The organism is Nonomuraea zeae, assembly GCF_005889725.1.
GTDB classification, from domain to species: Bacteria; Actinomycetota; Actinomycetes; order Streptosporangiales; family Streptosporangiaceae; genus Nonomuraea; species Nonomuraea zeae.
In genome coordinates this window covers 1-15,394 of the sequence record NZ_VCKX01000038.1, presented here as the reverse complement: position 1 = coordinate 15,394, position 15,394 = coordinate 1, and the positions used below count along the sequence as shown (strand labels likewise).

Annotated in this window: 15 protein-coding genes and 1 pseudogene; 9 read left to right on the top strand and 7 right to left on the bottom strand. The window is 70.8% G+C overall.

Annotated elements, in window-relative coordinates:
• Entirely contained in the window at positions 1-816 is an 816-nt protein-coding gene (locus ETD85_RS15010) for a TIGR03619 family F420-dependent LLM class oxidoreductase (protein WP_170246681.1), read from the bottom strand.
• Between the two features lie 387 nt (positions 817-1,203).
• Between ETD85_RS15010 and ETD85_RS15005 the strand changes: the two genes are divergently transcribed.
• The 5 genes and pseudogenes from ETD85_RS15005 to ETD85_RS14985 all read left to right on the top strand — a co-directional run bounded on the left by ETD85_RS15005 (position 1,204) and on the right by ETD85_RS14985 (position 5,411).
• On the top strand, positions 1,204-2,478 hold the full coding sequence (locus ETD85_RS15005; RefSeq protein WP_170246680.1) for an extracellular solute-binding protein: 1,275 nt from the start codon (positions 1,204-1,206) through the stop codon (positions 2,476-2,478).
• A 394-nt stretch (positions 2,479-2,872) separates the two neighbouring features.
• Positions 2,873-3,286 (top strand): annotated as a pseudogene (locus ETD85_RS15000) (ArsI/CadI family heavy metal resistance metalloenzyme); the annotation flags it as partial.
• 241 nt (positions 3,287-3,527) lie between these two features.
• Positions 3,528-3,869 carry an ArsR/SmtB family transcription factor gene (locus tag ETD85_RS14995; protein ID WP_138690311.1) on the top strand — a complete coding sequence of 114 codons (342 nt, stop codon included), beginning with the start codon at positions 3,528-3,530 and terminating at the stop codon, positions 3,867-3,869.
• Positions 3,870-3,880: 11 nt separating this feature from the next.
• Positions 3,881-4,981: an ACR3 family arsenite efflux transporter gene (gene arsB, locus ETD85_RS14990; RefSeq protein WP_138690310.1), complete on the top strand. Its 1,101-nt coding sequence runs from the start codon at positions 3,881-3,883 to the stop codon at positions 4,979-4,981.
• A 25-nt stretch (positions 4,982-5,006) separates the two neighbouring features.
• Positions 5,007-5,411, top strand: coding sequence for an arsenate reductase ArsC (locus ETD85_RS14985; RefSeq protein WP_138690309.1), 405 nt, complete (start codon positions 5,007-5,009; stop codon positions 5,409-5,411).
• Between the two features lie 14 nt (positions 5,412-5,425).
• Here ETD85_RS14985 and ETD85_RS14980 read toward each other — a convergent pair whose 3' ends face one another.
• Positions 5,426-6,580 carry an NADH:flavin oxidoreductase gene (locus ETD85_RS14980; RefSeq protein ID WP_138690308.1) on the bottom strand — a complete coding sequence of 385 codons (1,155 nt, stop codon included), beginning with the start codon at positions 6,578-6,580 and terminating at the stop codon, positions 5,426-5,428.
• Between the two features lie 64 nt (positions 6,581-6,644).
• On the opposite strand from ETD85_RS14980, the gene ETD85_RS14975 reads away from it, so the two are divergent.
• The 3 genes from ETD85_RS14975 to ETD85_RS14965 all read left to right on the top strand — a co-directional run bounded on the left by ETD85_RS14975 (position 6,645) and on the right by ETD85_RS14965 (position 8,906).
• Positions 6,645-7,253 carry a TetR/AcrR family transcriptional regulator gene (locus ETD85_RS14975; RefSeq protein ID WP_138690307.1) on the top strand — a complete coding sequence of 203 codons (609 nt, stop codon included), beginning with the start codon at positions 6,645-6,647 and terminating at the stop codon, positions 7,251-7,253.
• 24 nt (positions 7,254-7,277) lie between these two features.
• Positions 7,278-8,099, top strand: a complete 822-nt coding sequence (locus ETD85_RS14970) for an SDR family oxidoreductase (protein ID WP_138690306.1) — start codon at positions 7,278-7,280, stop codon at positions 8,097-8,099.
• 120 nt (positions 8,100-8,219) lie between these two features.
• Entirely contained in the window at positions 8,220-8,906 is a 687-nt protein-coding gene (locus ETD85_RS14965; protein WP_138690305.1) for a DUF899 domain-containing protein, read from the top strand.
• A gap of 100 nt (positions 8,907-9,006) precedes the next feature.
• On the opposite strand, the gene ETD85_RS14960 is transcribed toward ETD85_RS14965, so the two are convergent.
• Positions 9,007-9,477 carry a MarR family winged helix-turn-helix transcriptional regulator gene (locus ETD85_RS14960; RefSeq protein WP_138690304.1) on the bottom strand — a complete coding sequence of 157 codons (471 nt, stop codon included), beginning with the start codon at positions 9,475-9,477 and terminating at the stop codon, positions 9,007-9,009.
• Between the two features lie 78 nt (positions 9,478-9,555).
• Here ETD85_RS14960 and ETD85_RS14955 point away from each other — a divergent pair, with 78 nt between their 5' ends.
• On the top strand, positions 9,556-11,652 hold the full coding sequence (locus tag ETD85_RS14955) for an MMPL family transporter (RefSeq protein WP_138690303.1): 2,097 nt from the start codon (positions 9,556-9,558) through the stop codon (positions 11,650-11,652).
• Positions 11,653-11,786: 134 nt separating this feature from the next.
• On the opposite strand, the gene ETD85_RS14950 is transcribed toward ETD85_RS14955, so the two are convergent.
• The 4 genes from ETD85_RS14950 to ETD85_RS14935 form a co-directional block, all read right to left on the bottom strand.
• Positions 11,787-12,647, bottom strand: coding sequence for an aminoglycoside phosphotransferase family protein (locus ETD85_RS14950; RefSeq protein ID WP_138690302.1), 861 nt, complete (start codon positions 12,645-12,647; stop codon positions 11,787-11,789).
• A gap of 339 nt (positions 12,648-12,986) precedes the next feature.
• The gene (locus ETD85_RS14945; protein ID WP_138690301.1) at positions 12,987-13,928 is read right to left on the bottom strand and encodes a tyrosine-type recombinase/integrase; all 942 of its coding nucleotides are present in this window, start codon (positions 13,926-13,928) and stop codon (positions 12,987-12,989) included.
• A gap of 205 nt (positions 13,929-14,133) precedes the next feature.
• Positions 14,134-14,895, bottom strand: a complete 762-nt coding sequence (locus ETD85_RS14940) for an SDR family NAD(P)-dependent oxidoreductase (protein ID WP_138690300.1) — start codon at positions 14,893-14,895, stop codon at positions 14,134-14,136.
• Between the two features lie 16 nt (positions 14,896-14,911).
• A partial coding sequence (locus ETD85_RS14935) for a transketolase C-terminal domain-containing protein (RefSeq protein WP_276617227.1) occupies positions 14,912-15,394 on the bottom strand: 483 nt, incomplete at its 5' end.

Below are 15,394 nucleotides of genomic sequence, written 5' to 3'. Positions count from 1 at the left end.
CTAGGGAGCGTGCTGTTTGACGAACGCGGCCAGATCATCCAGGGTCAGGCCGAGGGGAGGAACGAGGATCAGGCGGTCCACGCCCAGGTCGGCGTAGGCGGCGACGACGTCGGGGGTCGCTCGGCGCGGCGGGCTGATGGAGACGTGGAGCCGCCTGCCGCCACTCAGCTCGCGCAGCACCTTCAGATGGTCGGCGGTCGCCCGCGTGCCCAGCATCCACCCGTACCAGCCGTCGGCCAGCTCGACCGAGCGTTTCAGCGCCGCCGTGCTGTGGCCGCCCATGATGACGGGCAGGGGCCGCTGGAGGGGGCGCGGGTGGGCGACCACGCCCTGGAAGGAGATGTGACGGCCGGCGAAACCCTGCCCGTCGCCCTCCCACAGGGCGCGCATGGCGCGCAGGAACTCGGCCGTACGGGTGCCTCGCTCTTCGGGCGGGACGCCCAGCGCCCGGAGCTCGGGCTCCAGGTATCCGGCAGCGAGGCCGGCGATCAGGCGGCCCTCGCTGAGCACGTCGATGCCGGCCAGCTGCTTGGCGAGGATGAGCGGATGGCGTTGGGGCAGGACGATGCAGCCGGTGCCGAGCAGGATGCGGTCGGTGTGGGCGGCCAGGAACGCCAGGGAGACGAGCGGGTCGAGAAGTGGCGCGTCGGGGTCGAGGGGTGAGGATTCGACGCGCGGGGCGGGGAGCACGACGTGGTCGGCCACCCACAGCGATTCGTAGCCGAGATCCTCGGCCAGGCGGGCGATGCGGGCCGCGCCACGGCGGTCGGCGGTGGCGAAGGCATTGAGTAAGTGGAGTCCGATGGCAGGGGGCACGAACTCACGGTAGGCGGACGGCCCGGCGGTTGACCAACAAGCGTTCCGCATGGGTCCCATGCGGTGACGGCATCGCCCGCGAGAAGCGGTGTTCGCGGCCGTCGCCGCGGCCCCGATCCGCTGCCGCCGACTCGCCGAATCAGTCACTCGGCCACGGAACGACCTCCGCCACCTCGACAGGTGCCGACCACCTCGCTGTCCCAGTAATCTTGCGGGATTCTTTGACACCGACGGGAGAGTCGTTGTGAGGCCCCGATGTTCGCGATGCCGATCGGCGTTCAGACTGGGCTTCGGCTTCTCCTGGCCGGGCGGAAGCAACTGATCCGCAGTGTCACGACCCAGGACCGAGAGCGGGTCCTGCACCCCCAACCCCCAGGAGGTAGAGCCGTGGGCTCTGGCAAGAAGACGTGGACGGCGGCGTTGCTGGCCACCGCCGTGCTGGCGATCACTGCGGCCTGCGGCGGAGAAGGCGCCGGCGGCGAGGTCAAGTTGCGTTTCTCCTACTGGGGCAGTGACGCGCGGCAGAAGATGACGCAAGAGGCGATCAAGAAGTTCGAGGCGAAGAACCCGGGCATCGACGTCGAGGAGGAGTTCTCCGACTTCGGCAGCTACTACGAGAGTCTGGCCACGAAGGTCGCGAGCGACCAGACGCCTGACGTCATCACGATCGAGATCCGCGGCCTGCGGGAATACGCCGATCGCGGCACGCTCGCCGACCTGTCCAGCACGGTCACCACCGCCGACATCGACGGCAAGGTGCTGGCCACCGGGGCCATCGACGGCAAGCAGTTCGCCATCCCCACCGGCGTCAACGCCTGGTCCCTGGTCGTGGACCCGAAGGCGATGAAGGACGCGGGGCAGAATCTGCCCGACGACACCGCCTGGACCTGGGAGGAGTACGTCGGCCTGGCGGCGAAGGTCACCGCGAGGACCGGCGGCAAGGTCTATGGCACGCAGCAGGCCTTCAACCCGGCTTTCCTGCAGATCTTCGCCGCCCAGCGGGGCGAGTCCCTCTACGACGGCAACAAGCTCGGCGTCTCGCCCGGCACGCTCAAGGCCTGGTGGGCCGTTCACCAGAACCTGATCAGGACCAAGGGCTCTCCTGACGCCGCCAAGACCGCCGAGCTCAGCGCCCTCGGCGAGGACAAGTCCCTGTTCGCCACCCGCAACGGCGCGATGGGGATGTGGTGGAGCAACCAGCTCGGCTCGATCAACAAGGCGTCGGGCGGCAAGGAGGTGGAGCTGCTGCGGATGCCGAAGGCCCAGGGCGCCACCACGGGCGGCATGTTCCTGCAGCCTGCCATGTTCTACACGGCCTCGTCGAAGTCTGCGCACGCGGCCGAGGCAGCCAAGTTCATCGACTTCATGGTCAACGACCCGGAGGCGGGTGCGATCATCCTCAGCGACCGCGGCCTGCCGGCCAGCACCAAGGTGCTGGCGGCGGTCAGGGACAAGCTGCCGAACGCGGACAAGAAGACGCTGGACTTCCTCGACGAGATCAAGGGCGAGCTCATGGACTCGCCCGCCGCCCCGCCGAAGCACGCCAGCGCCATCGAGGACATCCTCAAGCGGTACACGAACGAGGTGCTGTTCGGCCGGATGACCCCTGACAACGCCGCACAGAAGCTCATCACGGAGGCGAACGCCCTCATCGCGGGCTAGCGACGAGACGCCGGCACCATCGTCGCCCCCTCGGATGGGCCACCACGTCGAGCAGCACGCCGGCCTCTAACTAAGCCCGGTGGCTAGTTGGAGAGCCGGCCACTGCCAGCCGCAGGTTGTCGTGGCGGACCTGCCGGTCAGCACGGCCCTAACATGCGGGCCTCGTGGTCAGCAACGCGCGGCGGAGGAAGGGCGGGAGCGGACTCTTCGTCGAAGAGTAGGAACCGGATGGCCGTGACAGGCGAGTGGCTCGACTCCCACCGGCCCCCACATCCCGGAGGTGAGCGTCGGCCATCATTGATTCGATGTGTCTCTAATTTGACAAATGTCTAAGCTGCCGCGCAGACTGAAGTCAGCTTAGACATCCGTCGAAACAAGCAGTGGGAGGCCCGTCATGTCACGTGTCCAGCTCGCCCTTCGCGTCGCCGACCTGCAGAGCTCGATCACCTTCTACTCCAAGCTGTTCGGTGTCGAGCCGGCCAAGCTGCGGCCCGGCTACGCCAACTTCGCCATCGCCGAGCCCCCGCTCAAGCTGGTGCTCATCGAGGGTGAGGAGGGCGAGGCGACCCGCATGGACCACCTGGGCGTCGAGGTCGAAGACACCGGTCAGGTCGATGCCGCCGCCCGGCGGCTCAAGGACGCCGGGCTGGCCACCTTCGAGGAGAGCGACACCACCTGCTGCTACGCCCTCCAGGACAAGGTGTGGGTCCACGGCCCGGGCGCCGAGCCGTGGGAGGTGTACGTGGTCAAGGCCGACGCCGACACCCTGGCCAAGCAGAGCGACTCCGGCTGCTGCGACACGGCGCAGGCAGGCGACACGGTGCAGGCAGGCGAACCGGTGCAGGCAGGCGAACCGGTGCAGGCGGACGAGCCGGTGCCCGCCGAGCGGGCCCAGGCCGGGGCGTCGACCTGTTGTTGAGCCCGCGCCCGGTGGGGTGGGCGGCAGCCGGCGCCCCGCCGGGATGCCGCCAACCAGCCGCAAACGATTTCGATGTGTGTCAATATAGACCGTAGTCGATTTCGACAGCTGTCTATATGGAAGGGGAGCCGTGGAAGACCTGGAGCTCTTGCCCTGCAGCCCCCCGCTGACGCGCGAGCCGCTCGGCGCCGAGCAGGCGGCCGGCGTGGCGCGGATCTTCAAGGCGCTCGGCGACCCGGTCCGGCTGCGCATCGTCTCGATCGTGGCCAGTCACGCCGGCGGTGAGGTCTGCGTGTGCGACATCGCCGCCGCCTTCGATCTGGCCCAGCCGACGATCAGCCACCATCTGAAGCTGCTCAAGGAGGTGGGGCTGCTGACCTCCGAGCGGCGAGCCTCCTGGGTGTACTACCGGCTGGTGCCCGAGGCTCTCAACGAGCTGTCCGCCCTGCTCGACGTGCCCGCGACCGTCTGAGGAGCAACCCGATGTCCTCCTCGCCACCCCAGACGACCGTCGGGTCCGGTACGGGCGTGATAGGGGCCCTGCCGGTGCTGGATCGGTTCCTGCCGGTGTGGATACTGGCCGCGATGGCCGCCGGGCTGCTGCTCGGCCGCCTCGTCCCCGGCCTGGACACCGCGCTGGAGGCGGTGAAGATCGGCGACGTCTCGCTGCCGATCGCGCTCGGCCTGCTGCTGATGATGTATCCGGTCCTGGCCAAGGTCCGCTACGACCGGCTCGGCACGGTCACCGGCGATCGCCGCCTGCTGCTCGCCTCGCTGGCGCTGAACTGGGTGCTCGGCCCGGCCGTCATGTTCACCCTGGCATGGGCACTCCTGCCGGACCTGCCCGAGTACCGGACCGGCCTGATCATCGTCGGGCTCGCGCGCTGCATCGCCATGGTGCTCATCTGGAACGACCTGGCCTGCGGCGACCGCGAAGCCGCCGCCGTCCTGGTGGCGCTCAACTCCGTCTTCCAGGTCGTCGCGTTCGGCGCGCTCGGCTGGTTCTACTTGCAGGTGCTGCCCGGCTGGCTCGGCCTGCCCCAAGACGCGCTGCAGGTCTCGGCCTGGGACATCGCCCAGTACGTGCTGATCTTCCTCGGCATCCCCCTGCTGGCCGGCTATCTCTCGCGCAGGCTGGGCGAGCGCGCCAGAGGCCGCGACTGGTACGAGAACCGGTTCCTGCCGAAGGCCGGGCCGCTGGCGCTGTACGGGCTGCTGTTCACCATCGTCATCCTGTTCGCCCTGCAAGGGCACACCATCACCTCCCGGCCCGGCGACGTCGCCCGCATCGCGCTGCCGCTGCTGGCCTACTTCGCCCTCATGTGGGGCGGCTCGTTCCTCGCCGGCAAGGCGATCGGCCTGGGTTATGAGCGCTCGGCCACGCTGGCCTTCACCGCCGCCGGCAACAACTTCGAGCTGGCCATCGCCGTGGCGGTCGGCGTCTTCGGCGTCACCTCCGGCCAGGCGCTGGCGGGGGTGGTCGGCCCGCTCATCGAGGTGCCCGTCCTGATCGCCCTGGTCTACCTGTCCCTGGCCCTGCGCGGCCGCTTCGCCGCCGCACGCGGGGCGCTGACAGCACGATGAATGCTCCACCGCGAAAGGTGATCACGTGAGCGACAAGCCCACCGTCCTGTTCGTCTGCGTGCACAACGCGGGACGCTCCCAGATGGCCGCCGGGTGGCTCGGCCACATGGGCGGTGACCGGATCGAGGTCCGCTCGGCCGGGTCCGCCCCGGCCGAGCAGGTCAACCCGGTCGCCGTGACGGCCATGCGCGAGGTCGGCATCGACATCACCGCCGAGCGGCCCAAGGTTCTCACCGCCGGGGCGGTCGAGGCGAGCGACGTGGTCATCACCATGGGGTGCGGGGACGCCTGCCCGATCTTCCCGGGCAAGCGGTACGAGGACTGGAAACTCGACGATCCGGCCGGGCAGGACATCGAAGCCGTCCGGAGGATCCGGGACGAGATCAAGGACCGGGTCGGCAAGCTGATCGCCGATCTGCTGCCCGCGTAAGGCCACGCACCGGGTCAAGCCAGCACGCAGTGGGTGCCGGTGAAGATCGTCGGCATGCACTTGTTGCAGTGGACGCACAGCGACCGGGTGGCGGGCTTGGCCTGCATGCGGTTGATCAGGTCGGGCTCGCGCAGCAAGGCACGGGCCATGGCGACGAACTGGAATCCTTCGGCCATGGCCAGGTCCATGGTCTCCCGCTGGCTGATGCCGCCGAGCAGGACCAGGGGCAGCTGCAGGGCGGCTCGGAACTGGCGGGCGCTGTCGAGCAGGTACGCCTCCCGGTAGGGGTAGGCGCGGATGAAGCGGTCGCCGACGATCTTGATGCCCAGGCGGGCGGGCTGCTTGAAGGTGGCGGCGAACTCGCGGAGGGGGGCGTCGCCACGGAAGAGGTACATGGGGTTGAGCAGCGAGCTGCCCGCCGTCAGCTCCAGGGCGTCGACGCTGCCGTCACGTTCGAGCCACTGCGCGACCTGCAGGCTCTCGTCCAGCCAGAGCCCGCCGGGCACGCCGTCGTCCATGTTGAGCTTGGCCAGGACGGCGATGCGGTCGCCCACGGCGTCGCGCACGGCGCGGGCGGCGCCGAGCGCGACCTTGGCGCGGTTGGCCAGCGAGCCGCCGTAATCGTCGCGACGCCGGTTGAGCCTGGGGCTGAGGAACGAGCTGGCGAAGTAGTTGTGGCCGAGGTGGATCTCGACGGCGTCGAAGCCCGCTTCGATGGCCAGCCGGGCGGCGGTGGCGTGGGCGGCGGTGACGCGTGCGATGTCGTCGGCGGTGGCCTGCCGGGTCAGCTGCATCGCCTGGTAGTTGAACGACGTCGACGGGCCCAGGGCGGGAACGCGGTTGGACTTGCCGTTGGCGACCGGACCCGCGTGCCCGAGCTGGGCCGAGGCGGCGGCGCCCTCGGCGTGCACGGCGTCGGTTAGGCGGCGCAGGCCGGGCAGGGCCTCGGGGCGCATCCAGATCTGGTGGCGTTGGGTACGTCCTTCGGGGGCGACGGCGCAGTAGGCGACCGTGGTCATCGCCACGCCACCGGCGGCGTGCGCGCGGTGGAAGGCGATGAGGTCGTCGCCGGCCAGAGCGCCTCTGGCCATGCCCTCGAAGGTGGCCGCCTTGATGATCCGGTTGCGGAGGGAGAGAGGGCCGAGCCTGGCCTGCTGGAAAACGTCCATGTCGGGGATCTCCCCTCAGAAGGTTTCACACCAGTCAATCACTGATTGGCGCATGATGGGAGGCATGACGAAAGAGATTTCCCCGACGACCCGGGCACGGCTGCTGGACGCGGCCGAGCGGCTGTTCCTGGACAAGGGCTTCGAGCAGGTGTCGGTACGCGCGATCAACGCCGAGGCCGGGCTGAACCCGGGGGCCGTGCACTACCACTTCGGTTCACGGGACGGCCTCATCGCCGCGCTGCTGGAGCAGGAGCTGTCGCCGCTGTGGGCCGACCGGCTGGACGTGGTCGCCCGCCGGTCGCGGGGCGAGGGAGAGCCGTTCGAGGTGCGCGATCTGGTGGCGGCCATCGTGGAGCCGTTCGAGGAGCTGTCGCGTACGGAGAAGGGGCGGATGCTGTGCCACCTGCTGGCGCGGGTGGCGCTGCGCAGCGGGAGGCTGGTGAACGTCTCGACGTGGTTCGGCGCCGCGCCCTTCGAGGTGATGCTGGGCCGGGCGCTGCCGTATCTGTCGGTGCGCGAGGTGGCCGAACGGTGGCGGCTGGCCTTCACCCTGCTGCTGGAGGTCTACGGCCGATCGACGACGCCCGCGCCGGCCGCCGTCGTGTCCCTGCCGGAGACCGCGACCGTCATCGCCTTCGTCACGGCGGGCCTGAGCGCCCCTTCACCCGCGTAAGCCCGCACTCACGTCAGGAGAACCATGGCAACCTTCGCCATCACCGGAACGGCGTCGGGCATGGGCGCGGCCAGCGCCGTCACCCTCGCCGCCGCCGGGCACACCGTCATCGGCGTCGATCTGCACGACGCCGACATCCTCGCCGACCTGGGCACCGCCGAGGGCAGGGAAACGGCGGCAGGGGAGATCCTCGCCCGCTGCGGCGGGAGGCTGGACGGCGTCGCCGCGATCGCGGGCGTCGGGCCGAGCCTGCCCGACGCCGCGGCGGTCATGTCCATCAACTACTTCGGGCCGGTCCGCCTGCTGGAGCTGCTGCGGCCCGCGCTGGCTGCCTCGGGCGCCGGACGTGCCGTCGTGATCGGCTCGAACTCGGCGACCACCGTCCCGATGATCGACGATGAGCTGGTCGAGCTGGCCCTGGCGGGGGAGGAGGAGGCCGCACGGGAGCGGGCCCGGGCCGCGGCCGAGGCGATGCCCGCCGGGCTGCGCGCGATGGTGCCCGGCCTGTCCGCGTACGCCACCTCGAAGTTCGCGCTCGCCCGTTGGGTCCGCCGCACGGCCGTCAGCCCGGAGTGGGCGCGGCAGGGCGTGCTGCTCAACGCCATCGCGCCCGGCGCGGTGCGTACCCCGCTCATGCTCGGCTCCACCGGGCCGGACGGCGACCCCGACGCCTTTCCCACCCCGATGCCGCTGGGCGTGTTCGGCGAGCCCGAGGACATCGCCTTCTGGGTGCATCAGTTCCTCAGGCCCGAGGCCCGCTTCACCACCGGCGCGATCCTGTACGTGGACGGCGGCACCGACGCCGCCATGCGCCCCGACGCCCAGCCGAGCCCGCTGACCCTGTGACCTTGGCGCGCTCTCTTTCCGTGGCATTTCCGATCGGAGTGGCCGGCAGCGATGAATTCGGTGGGCGGGGCAGGTCTACCCCTGCACACTACAAGTCGCACACCCGATCAGTGAGGGACCATGACAAACGCACTACCGCCCATCGTCGACGCCGGCACCTGGCAGAAAGAGCTGAAAGCGCTGCGGGCCCGGGAGAAGGCCGCGACCCGGGAGCTCGACGCCATCGCCGCCCAGCGCCGCCGCCTGCCCATGGTGCGGATGCCGGACTACACCCTCGAAGGCGAGGACGGACCGGTCCGGCTGGCGGACGTCTTCGACGGCAGGAGGCAACTGATCGTCTACAACCACATGTGGTTCCCGGGCAAGGAGTGGCAGTGCCCGGGCTGTACGGGGTTCACCGCGCAGTTCACCCGGCTGGAGTTCCTGGAGAACTACGATGCCCGGTTCGTCATCGTCACCCAGGGCCCGATCGACGAGGCACTCGCCTACAAGCGGCGGGTGGGGAACAGGATGACCTGGTACTCCACCGCGAACAGCCCGTTCGGCGCCGACGTCGGAGCAGGGCCCGGCGAAGGCTTCGCCGTCAACGTGTTCCTGCGTGACGGCGAGAGCGTCTACCGCACCTGGCACACCAACGGCCGGGGCACCGAGCAGCTCACCCACACGTTCGCGCTGATCGACCTGCTGCCGTACGGGCGGCAGGAGGAGTGGCAGGACTCGCCCGAGGGCTGGCCGCAGTCGCCCACCTACAGCCGGTGGGCCGGCTCCGAGGACATCGCCGCGCTCTACGGCCCGGACAGCGCCTAGAGACTTCCGTCCGGATCGGCGGAAGACGCCCGCGAGGTGGAGGCCGGCCAGGCAGGTGACCGCGGCCTCCACGCAGCGGGCGGGTGGCGATTCCGCCCGGTCAGGAGGATCCCGGCGAGGAGCGCAGCGCGCCCAGCTCCTCGTTCATCGCGTCGAGGAAGCCGGCCACGGTGCGCAGCTCGTCGGGGCCGAACCGGCTCAGCGCGCGGTCGGTGCTGCGGCCCAGCGGGCGGAAGAAGGCGGCGGCCAGCTCCTTGGCCGCGTCGCGGTAGTGCAGGTGGACCACGCGCCGGTCGTGCGCGTCGCGGGCCCGGCGGATGTGCCCCGCCCGCTCCAGCCGGTCGAGGCACGCGGTGACCGCGCCCGAGGTGAGGTTGAGCTCCTCGCGCAGCCTGCCCGGGGTGATCGGCGACGGGGCGTCGAAGATGATGATCAGCGCCTGGACGTCGGTGGTGTGCAGCCCCTGCTCGTTGGCGAACTCGTGGGCGATGCGGTTGAACTCGGCGGTCATCCTGCGCAGGCGGGCCGCGAAGGAGCGCAGATCGATATCCCCCTCGTCACCGCTGCTCATGTTGACCATGTTACATTAACTCAATTATTGAGTATCTTAATAATTGAGCTATCTGATGTGACGAAGGGACGATGACTCATGATGCGGCGATCGATCCGCTGGCTGATCCCGGCACTGCTGGTGCTGGCCTGGCTGGCCGTGGGCGGCGGACTGGGGCCGTTCGCCGGCAAGCTCACCGAGGTCTCCACCAATGACCAGGCGGCCTTCCTGCCCCAGAGCGCGGAGTCCACGCGCGTCCTGGAGGCGCAGGAGACGTTCCGCCAGGGCGACACGCAACCGGTCATCGTCGTGTGGACCTCGGACGGCGCGGACGTCACGCCCGGGCAGAGCGCGGCGGCCACCCGCGCGCTGTCCGCCCTGCGCGGCACGCCCGGCGTCGTCGGCACGCCCACGCCCGCCATCGGCTCCGACGACGGCAAGGCGCTGCAGGGCGTGGTGCAGCTCAGCCCCGACCTCGGCGGCGACCTCGGCGACACCCTGGAGCGGATCGGCGCGGCGGTACCGGTCGAGGGGCTGAAAGCGCAGCTCGCCGGCCCCGCGGCCACCCGGGCCGACCTGTCCGACGCCTTCGCCGGTATCGACGGCCTGCTGCTCGGCGTCGCGCTGATCACCGTGCTGGTCATCCTGCTGGCCGTGTACCGCAGCGTGCTGCTGCCGCTGATCATCATCCTCAGCGCGGTCTTCGCGCTCGGGCTGGCCTGCGCCGTGGTCTACTTCCTGGCCGACCGCGACGTCGTCCGGGTCGACGGCCAGGTGCAGGGCATCCTGTTCATCCTGGTCATCGGCGCGGCCACCGACTACGCGCTACTGCTGACCGCGCGCTTCCGCGAGGAACTGGCCACGGGGGCCGACCGGTTCACCGCCGGGCGCATCGCGCTGCGGCGCTCGATCGAGCCGATCGTGGCCAGCGCCGCGACGGTGGCGCTGGCCCTGCTCGCCCTGCTGCTCAGCAATCTGACCAACAACCGCGCGCTCGGCCCCGTGGGCGCCATCGGCATCGCCTGCGCCGCGCTCAGCACGCTCACCTTCCTGCCCGCGGTCCTGATCCTGCTGGGCCGGGCCGCTCTGTGGCCGGCCAAGCTCCGCCCGACCGACGCGGGCGCGAGCGGGCTGTGGAAGCGCGTGGCCGCGCTGGTCGACCGCCGCCCCCGCCTCGTCTGGGTGTCCTCGGTCCTTCCCCTCGCCGCCCTCGCCCTGTTCGCGCCCCAGCTCAACGCCAGGGGCGTGCCCCTGGACGAGACCTTCATCAACGACGCGCCGTCCGTGGCCGCCCAGGCGTCACTGAGCGAGCACTTCCCCGGCGGCTCCGGGCAGCCCGCGGTGATCGTCGCGCCGGCCGCGCGGGCGGCGGCGGTGACGGAGAAGGCCGGCGGCGTCGAAGGCGTCTCCGAAGCCGCGGTGGTGACCGCCGACGGCCGGCCGGGCGGTGAGCCCAAGGTGGTCGGCGGGCGCGTGCTGGTGGAGGCCACCCTGCGCGACGCGCCGGACGGCGACGCCGCCCAGGACACCGTCAAGCGGCTGCGTGCCGCGCTGCACACCGAGGACGGCGTGCTGGTCGGCGGCTACAGCGCCCAGCGCTACGACACGACCGAGACCGCGAAGAAGGACACGCTGCTCATCGTCCCGGTCGTGCTGGCCATCATCCTGCTCATCCTGATCGTCCTGCTGCGCTCGCTGGCGATGCCCCTGCTGCTGGTGGCCACCGTGGCGCTGAACTTCCTGGCCACCCTCGGCGTCTCGACGCTGGTCTTCACCCACCTGTTCGGCTTCACCGGCAGCGACGCGTCCGTGCCGCTGTACGGCTTCGTCTTCCTGGTCGCGCTGGGCGTGGACTACAACATCTTCCTGATGTCGCGGGTACGCGAGGAGACCACCCGGCACGGGGCACGCGAGGGCGTGCTGCGCGGGCTGGTCACCACGGGCGGGGTGATCACCTCCGCCGGGGTCGTGCTTGCCGCCACCTTCGCCGCGCTGGTCGTGATCCCGCTGGCCTTCCTCGCGCAGATCGCCTTCATCGTCGCCTTCGGCGTGCTGCTGGACACGCTCGTGGTGCGGTCCCTCCTGGTCCCGGCGCTCGTGCGGGACCTCGGCGGGCGCGCGTGGTGGCCCAGCCGCCTCGGACGCGAGCGCGTGCCGCGGCCGTCGCGCGAGGCGTCGCCGGCGCAGCACCGCTGACCGGGCCTCCGCCGGGTCCCTTCCGGTGGGGCGGGCACCGCTCGCCCCACCGGCACGCACTTGCCCCTGGTGTTCTTGTGGCAGACGCCGTCCCAGGCCGCGGGATCGTGCCAGGGACGGGCGGTATGCCGGCGTCAGGTGAGAAGCAGCTGGTCGAGGACGTGCTCGCCGATGGCCGCCATGCTGGGGTTGTCGGCCGAGTTGGTGGCCAGGGCGGTGCCCATGACAAGGGCCCAGCCCCGTGCGCGCTCCCAGGTCACCTCGTCGGCGTCCACGCGCGATCGGAAGACCTCGCGCGCGTGCTCGTCGAACACCAGCCACGCGGCGGCCAGGTCGGTGGCGGGATCGCCGCTGGTGAGATCGCCGAAGTCCAGGACGGCCGCCAGCCCTTCCCCGTCGAGCAGGAGGTTCCCCGGGTGCGGGTCGCCGTGGAGCCAGAGCGCGGGGCCCGGCCAGGCCGGGAGGGCGACCAGTTTCTCCCAGAGGGGGAGGAGCTCGGCTGATCGGGGGATGGACCGCAGGCGCCGCCGTACCGCGTCGTCGCGGGCGGCGAGCGGGACGCCACGGACGGGATTGCGCGGCGCGTCAGGCGGGGCGGGCCGGTGGAGGCTCGTCATGAAGTCGGCCAGCGGGACGGCGATGCCGGCGCGGTCGGACGGCGGCACGTCGGCGACCGTGCGGCCCTCGAACCACGGCGCGATCGTCCACGGCCACGGGTAGCCCTCGCCGGGCACGCCGGCCCTGACCGGCACGGGCAGCGCGACCTCGACGTACCCGGCCAGGACCGGCAGCCAGCGTTGCTCGTTGACGATGAGCTCGACGGCGACCTGGCGGCGCGGCAGCCGCACGGACAGGTCCGTCCCGAGGCGGTAGATGACGTTGTCCCAGCCGTTGGCGACGGGCGTGAGCGGGCCCGCCAGTTCCGGGCACTGCGTGCGGATCAGGCGGTCAACGAGGTCGCCGTCGATGTCGGCTTCCGCTGTCGGGGTGTTCATGCCACAACGCTAGTTGCCAAGCGACATGAGAACGTCAGTGGCCTGCGACACGTGATGTCAGTGGCAGCGACACGTGAGCGTCAGTACGTCGCGACACGAAAATTCCAGTAGGTCCGGTTCCCCGCCGGTGCGTTCTCATCACGTGCTGACGGGTGACTTACTGGCGTTCTGGTGTTGTCGGCGATCGGCCGGACTCGGGGGTAACCCCGTACGAGAGGCGAAGGGATTCGTGACCACCACGCTCGTGGTTGTGGGCTCCGGCGACAAATGGCCGGGGAGACCCAGAGCCATCCGGCCGAGGATGGTTCCGGATCGGTCGGCTGCCTCTTCTAACGAGGGTCAGTGGGTACGGCGGCGGGGTGCCAGGACCTCGGTGACCTTGGCGATGGCTTCGGCGCCGGGTTTGACGTAGCGCATGGCGGTGCGAGGGTTCTTGTGCCGGGTTTTGCCCATGATGAGCTGCAGGGGGATCTCGGCGTCTCCGAGGTGGGTGGCGGCGCTGTGGCGGAGCTGGTGCAGGTCGAGGCCGGCGTGCTTGTCGAGCAGGACGCGGGCGCGGTCGTAGCCGAGGCGGGCGCGGCCGGTGTGCGGGCAGATGTCGCCGGCGGCTGGCCGCCGGGCCGGGACCGGGCGGCGTTCGGACAGGAACACCGGCCCGCGGGTGCGCGTGCTGCCGTCGGGGAGGCGGAGCAGGCGGGGCAGCAGGCGGGCGGTGCCCGTCTCCCAGTACACCCATTCGACGGCGCCGCCCTTGGAGCGGACGGGTGCGCGGCGGTGCTCCAGGTCGAGGTCTTCGACGTTCAGCGCGAGGATCTCCGCGGCTCTGGCCGCCGTTTCGTAGAGCATTCGCCAGAGAGCCTGCTCCCGCAGCGAAACATCACGGCGTGACAGCAGCCGGTGGATGGTGGTCTTGGCGACCGCGCGGGTTTCGTCGGCGGTTTCTTTGCGGCGTTCGGCCTCAGCCGGGACCGACGGCGCAGCCCAGTGCTTCTTGGCCTGGCACCAGGTGAGCCAGGAGGTGACGGCGGCGCGGTTGCGGTTCCAGGTCGCCGGCGCGCTGGTACCCCACAGCTCGGCGAGCGCGGTGCCGATCTCGGCGTCGGCGACCTCAGCGAGCGGCCGGTCACGGCCGAGCAGGGAGATGGTGCGGTCGATGGCCGAGGCGTAGGCGCGGTGGGTGTTCGGGTTGGCGGTGCGCGGGATCGCGAGGAAGGCGTTGGCGGCCGTGGCGAGCGTGACGTGTCCACCGCGCAGGGCGGTGATCTTCGGGGCGGCGCTCATGCTGCCCGCCGGGCGACGCCTTCGGCGATGTCCCGGATAACGTGCCGGAGTCGCGCACCTCTCCAGCGAGGAGTGCTCCTGGTCGCCGCGCCGCCATGATCACTCATATACGTGATAATGGTCCCTTATCGCGTACATGGATCGCATTCAGGGGCTCTGCGCTCGATCATCGCGTAGTGGCCAGGTCTCGCGGGCGTGGCAGCGATCAGTGGATGTGGGAGCCGCCATTGACGTCGTAGGTGGCGCCGGTGATGTATCCGGACTCCTCGCGGCACAGGTAGGTGATGAGGTCGGCGACATCCTCGACGTGGCCCGTGCGTCCGACCGGGATGGTGTCCAGGAGGCGGGACTTGTGTTCCTCGTCCAGGGCGCCAGCGGTGATGTCGGTGTCAATGAGCCCGGGGGCGACGGCGTTGACCGTGACGCCGACCGGCCCGAGCTCACGGGCCAGGGCTCTGGCGAAGCCGAGCTGGGCGGCCTTGGCGGCCGAATAGGCCACGCCGCCGAAGACGCCGCCGCCGCGCTCGGCGGACACCGAGGACAGGAAGACGATCCGTCCGAAGCCGCGTTCGGCCATGGTGGCGGCGACGCGGCGGGTCACGTTGTAGGCGCCGCGGACGTTGACGGCGAAGATGCGGTCCCATTCCGCCCCCGTGACTTGGAGGAAGGGGATCGGTGAGGTGATGCCGGCGTTGTTGACGAGAGCCCCGACGGCAGGCGCGGCGGCGGCGAGGTGGCTGAGCGCGGCCTCGACGGAGGTCTCGTCGGTGATGTCGCAGCCCAGGCCGAACGCCTGCACGTTGTGGTGGCGCGCGACCTGCTCGGCGGTGTCCTTGGCGCCGGTCTCGTCCACGTCGAGGATGGCGAGGTTCCAGCCGGCGGCGGCGAGGGCGTGGGCGGTGGCGCGGCCGATGCCGCGGGTGGAGCCCGCGCCGGTGACGATGGCGGTCAGGTCGGAAGTGGGCATGAGCTTTCCCCGGGGGTCAGGAGCGGGCCAGTTCGGCCCGGATGGTGGCGATGACGGCGTCGGTGGACAGTCCGTAGCGGTCGTGCAGGGTGGGCAGGGCGCCGGCGGCCAGGAATTCGTCGGGCAGGCCGATCGGGACGATGCGGGTGCCCGCGCCGGCGAAGGCCAGGGCGGCGGCGACCGATTCGCCGAGCCCGCCGATCACGCTGTGGTTCTCCAGCGTGACAACGAGCCGGTCGGTACGGGCTGCGCGCAGGATGGCCTCGGTGTCGAGGGGTTTGATGGTCGGCACGTGCAGGACGGCCGCGTCGATGTGGTCGGACTCCAGGCGGGTGGCGGCCTGCAGGGCGCGCATGGTCATCAGCCCGGTGGAGATGAGCACGACGTCGCGCCCGGTGCGCAGCTCGGCCGCCCTGCCCAGTTCGAAGCGGTAGTCGTACTCGTCCAGGATTCTGGGCACTGCGCCGCGCAGCAGGCGCAGGTAGGTGGGGCCGGGGGT

Coding starts and splice junctions, on each gene's coding strand:
- ETD85_RS14965 (WP_138690305.1), top strand. CDS start 8,220: ATGACAAACGCACTACCGCCCATCGTCGACGCCGGCACCTGGCAGAAA.
- arsB (WP_138690310.1), top strand. CDS start 3,881: ATGTCCTCCTCGCCACCCCAGACGACCGTCGGGTCCGGTACGGGCGTG.
- ETD85_RS14970 (WP_138690306.1), top strand. CDS start 7,278: ATGGCAACCTTCGCCATCACCGGAACGGCGTCGGGCATGGGCGCGGCC.
- ETD85_RS14940 (WP_138690300.1), bottom strand. CDS start 14,895: ATGCCCACTTCCGACCTGACCGCCATCGTCACCGGCGCGGGCTCCACC.
- ETD85_RS14960 (WP_138690304.1), bottom strand. CDS start 9,477: ATGAGCAGCGGTGACGAGGGGGATATCGATCTGCGCTCCTTCGCGGCC.
- ETD85_RS14955 (WP_138690303.1), top strand. CDS start 9,556: ATGATGCGGCGATCGATCCGCTGGCTGATCCCGGCACTGCTGGTGCTG.
- ETD85_RS14980 (WP_138690308.1), bottom strand. CDS start 6,580: ATGGACGTTTTCCAGCAGGCCAGGCTCGGCCCTCTCTCCCTCCGCAAC.
- ETD85_RS14945 (WP_138690301.1), bottom strand. CDS start 13,928: ATGAGCGCCGCCCCGAAGATCACCGCCCTGCGCGGTGGACACGTCACG.
- ETD85_RS14950 (WP_138690302.1), bottom strand. CDS start 12,647: ATGAACACCCCGACAGCGGAAGCCGACATCGACGGCGACCTCGTTGAC.
- ETD85_RS14975 (WP_138690307.1), top strand. CDS start 6,645: ATGACGAAAGAGATTTCCCCGACGACCCGGGCACGGCTGCTGGACGCG.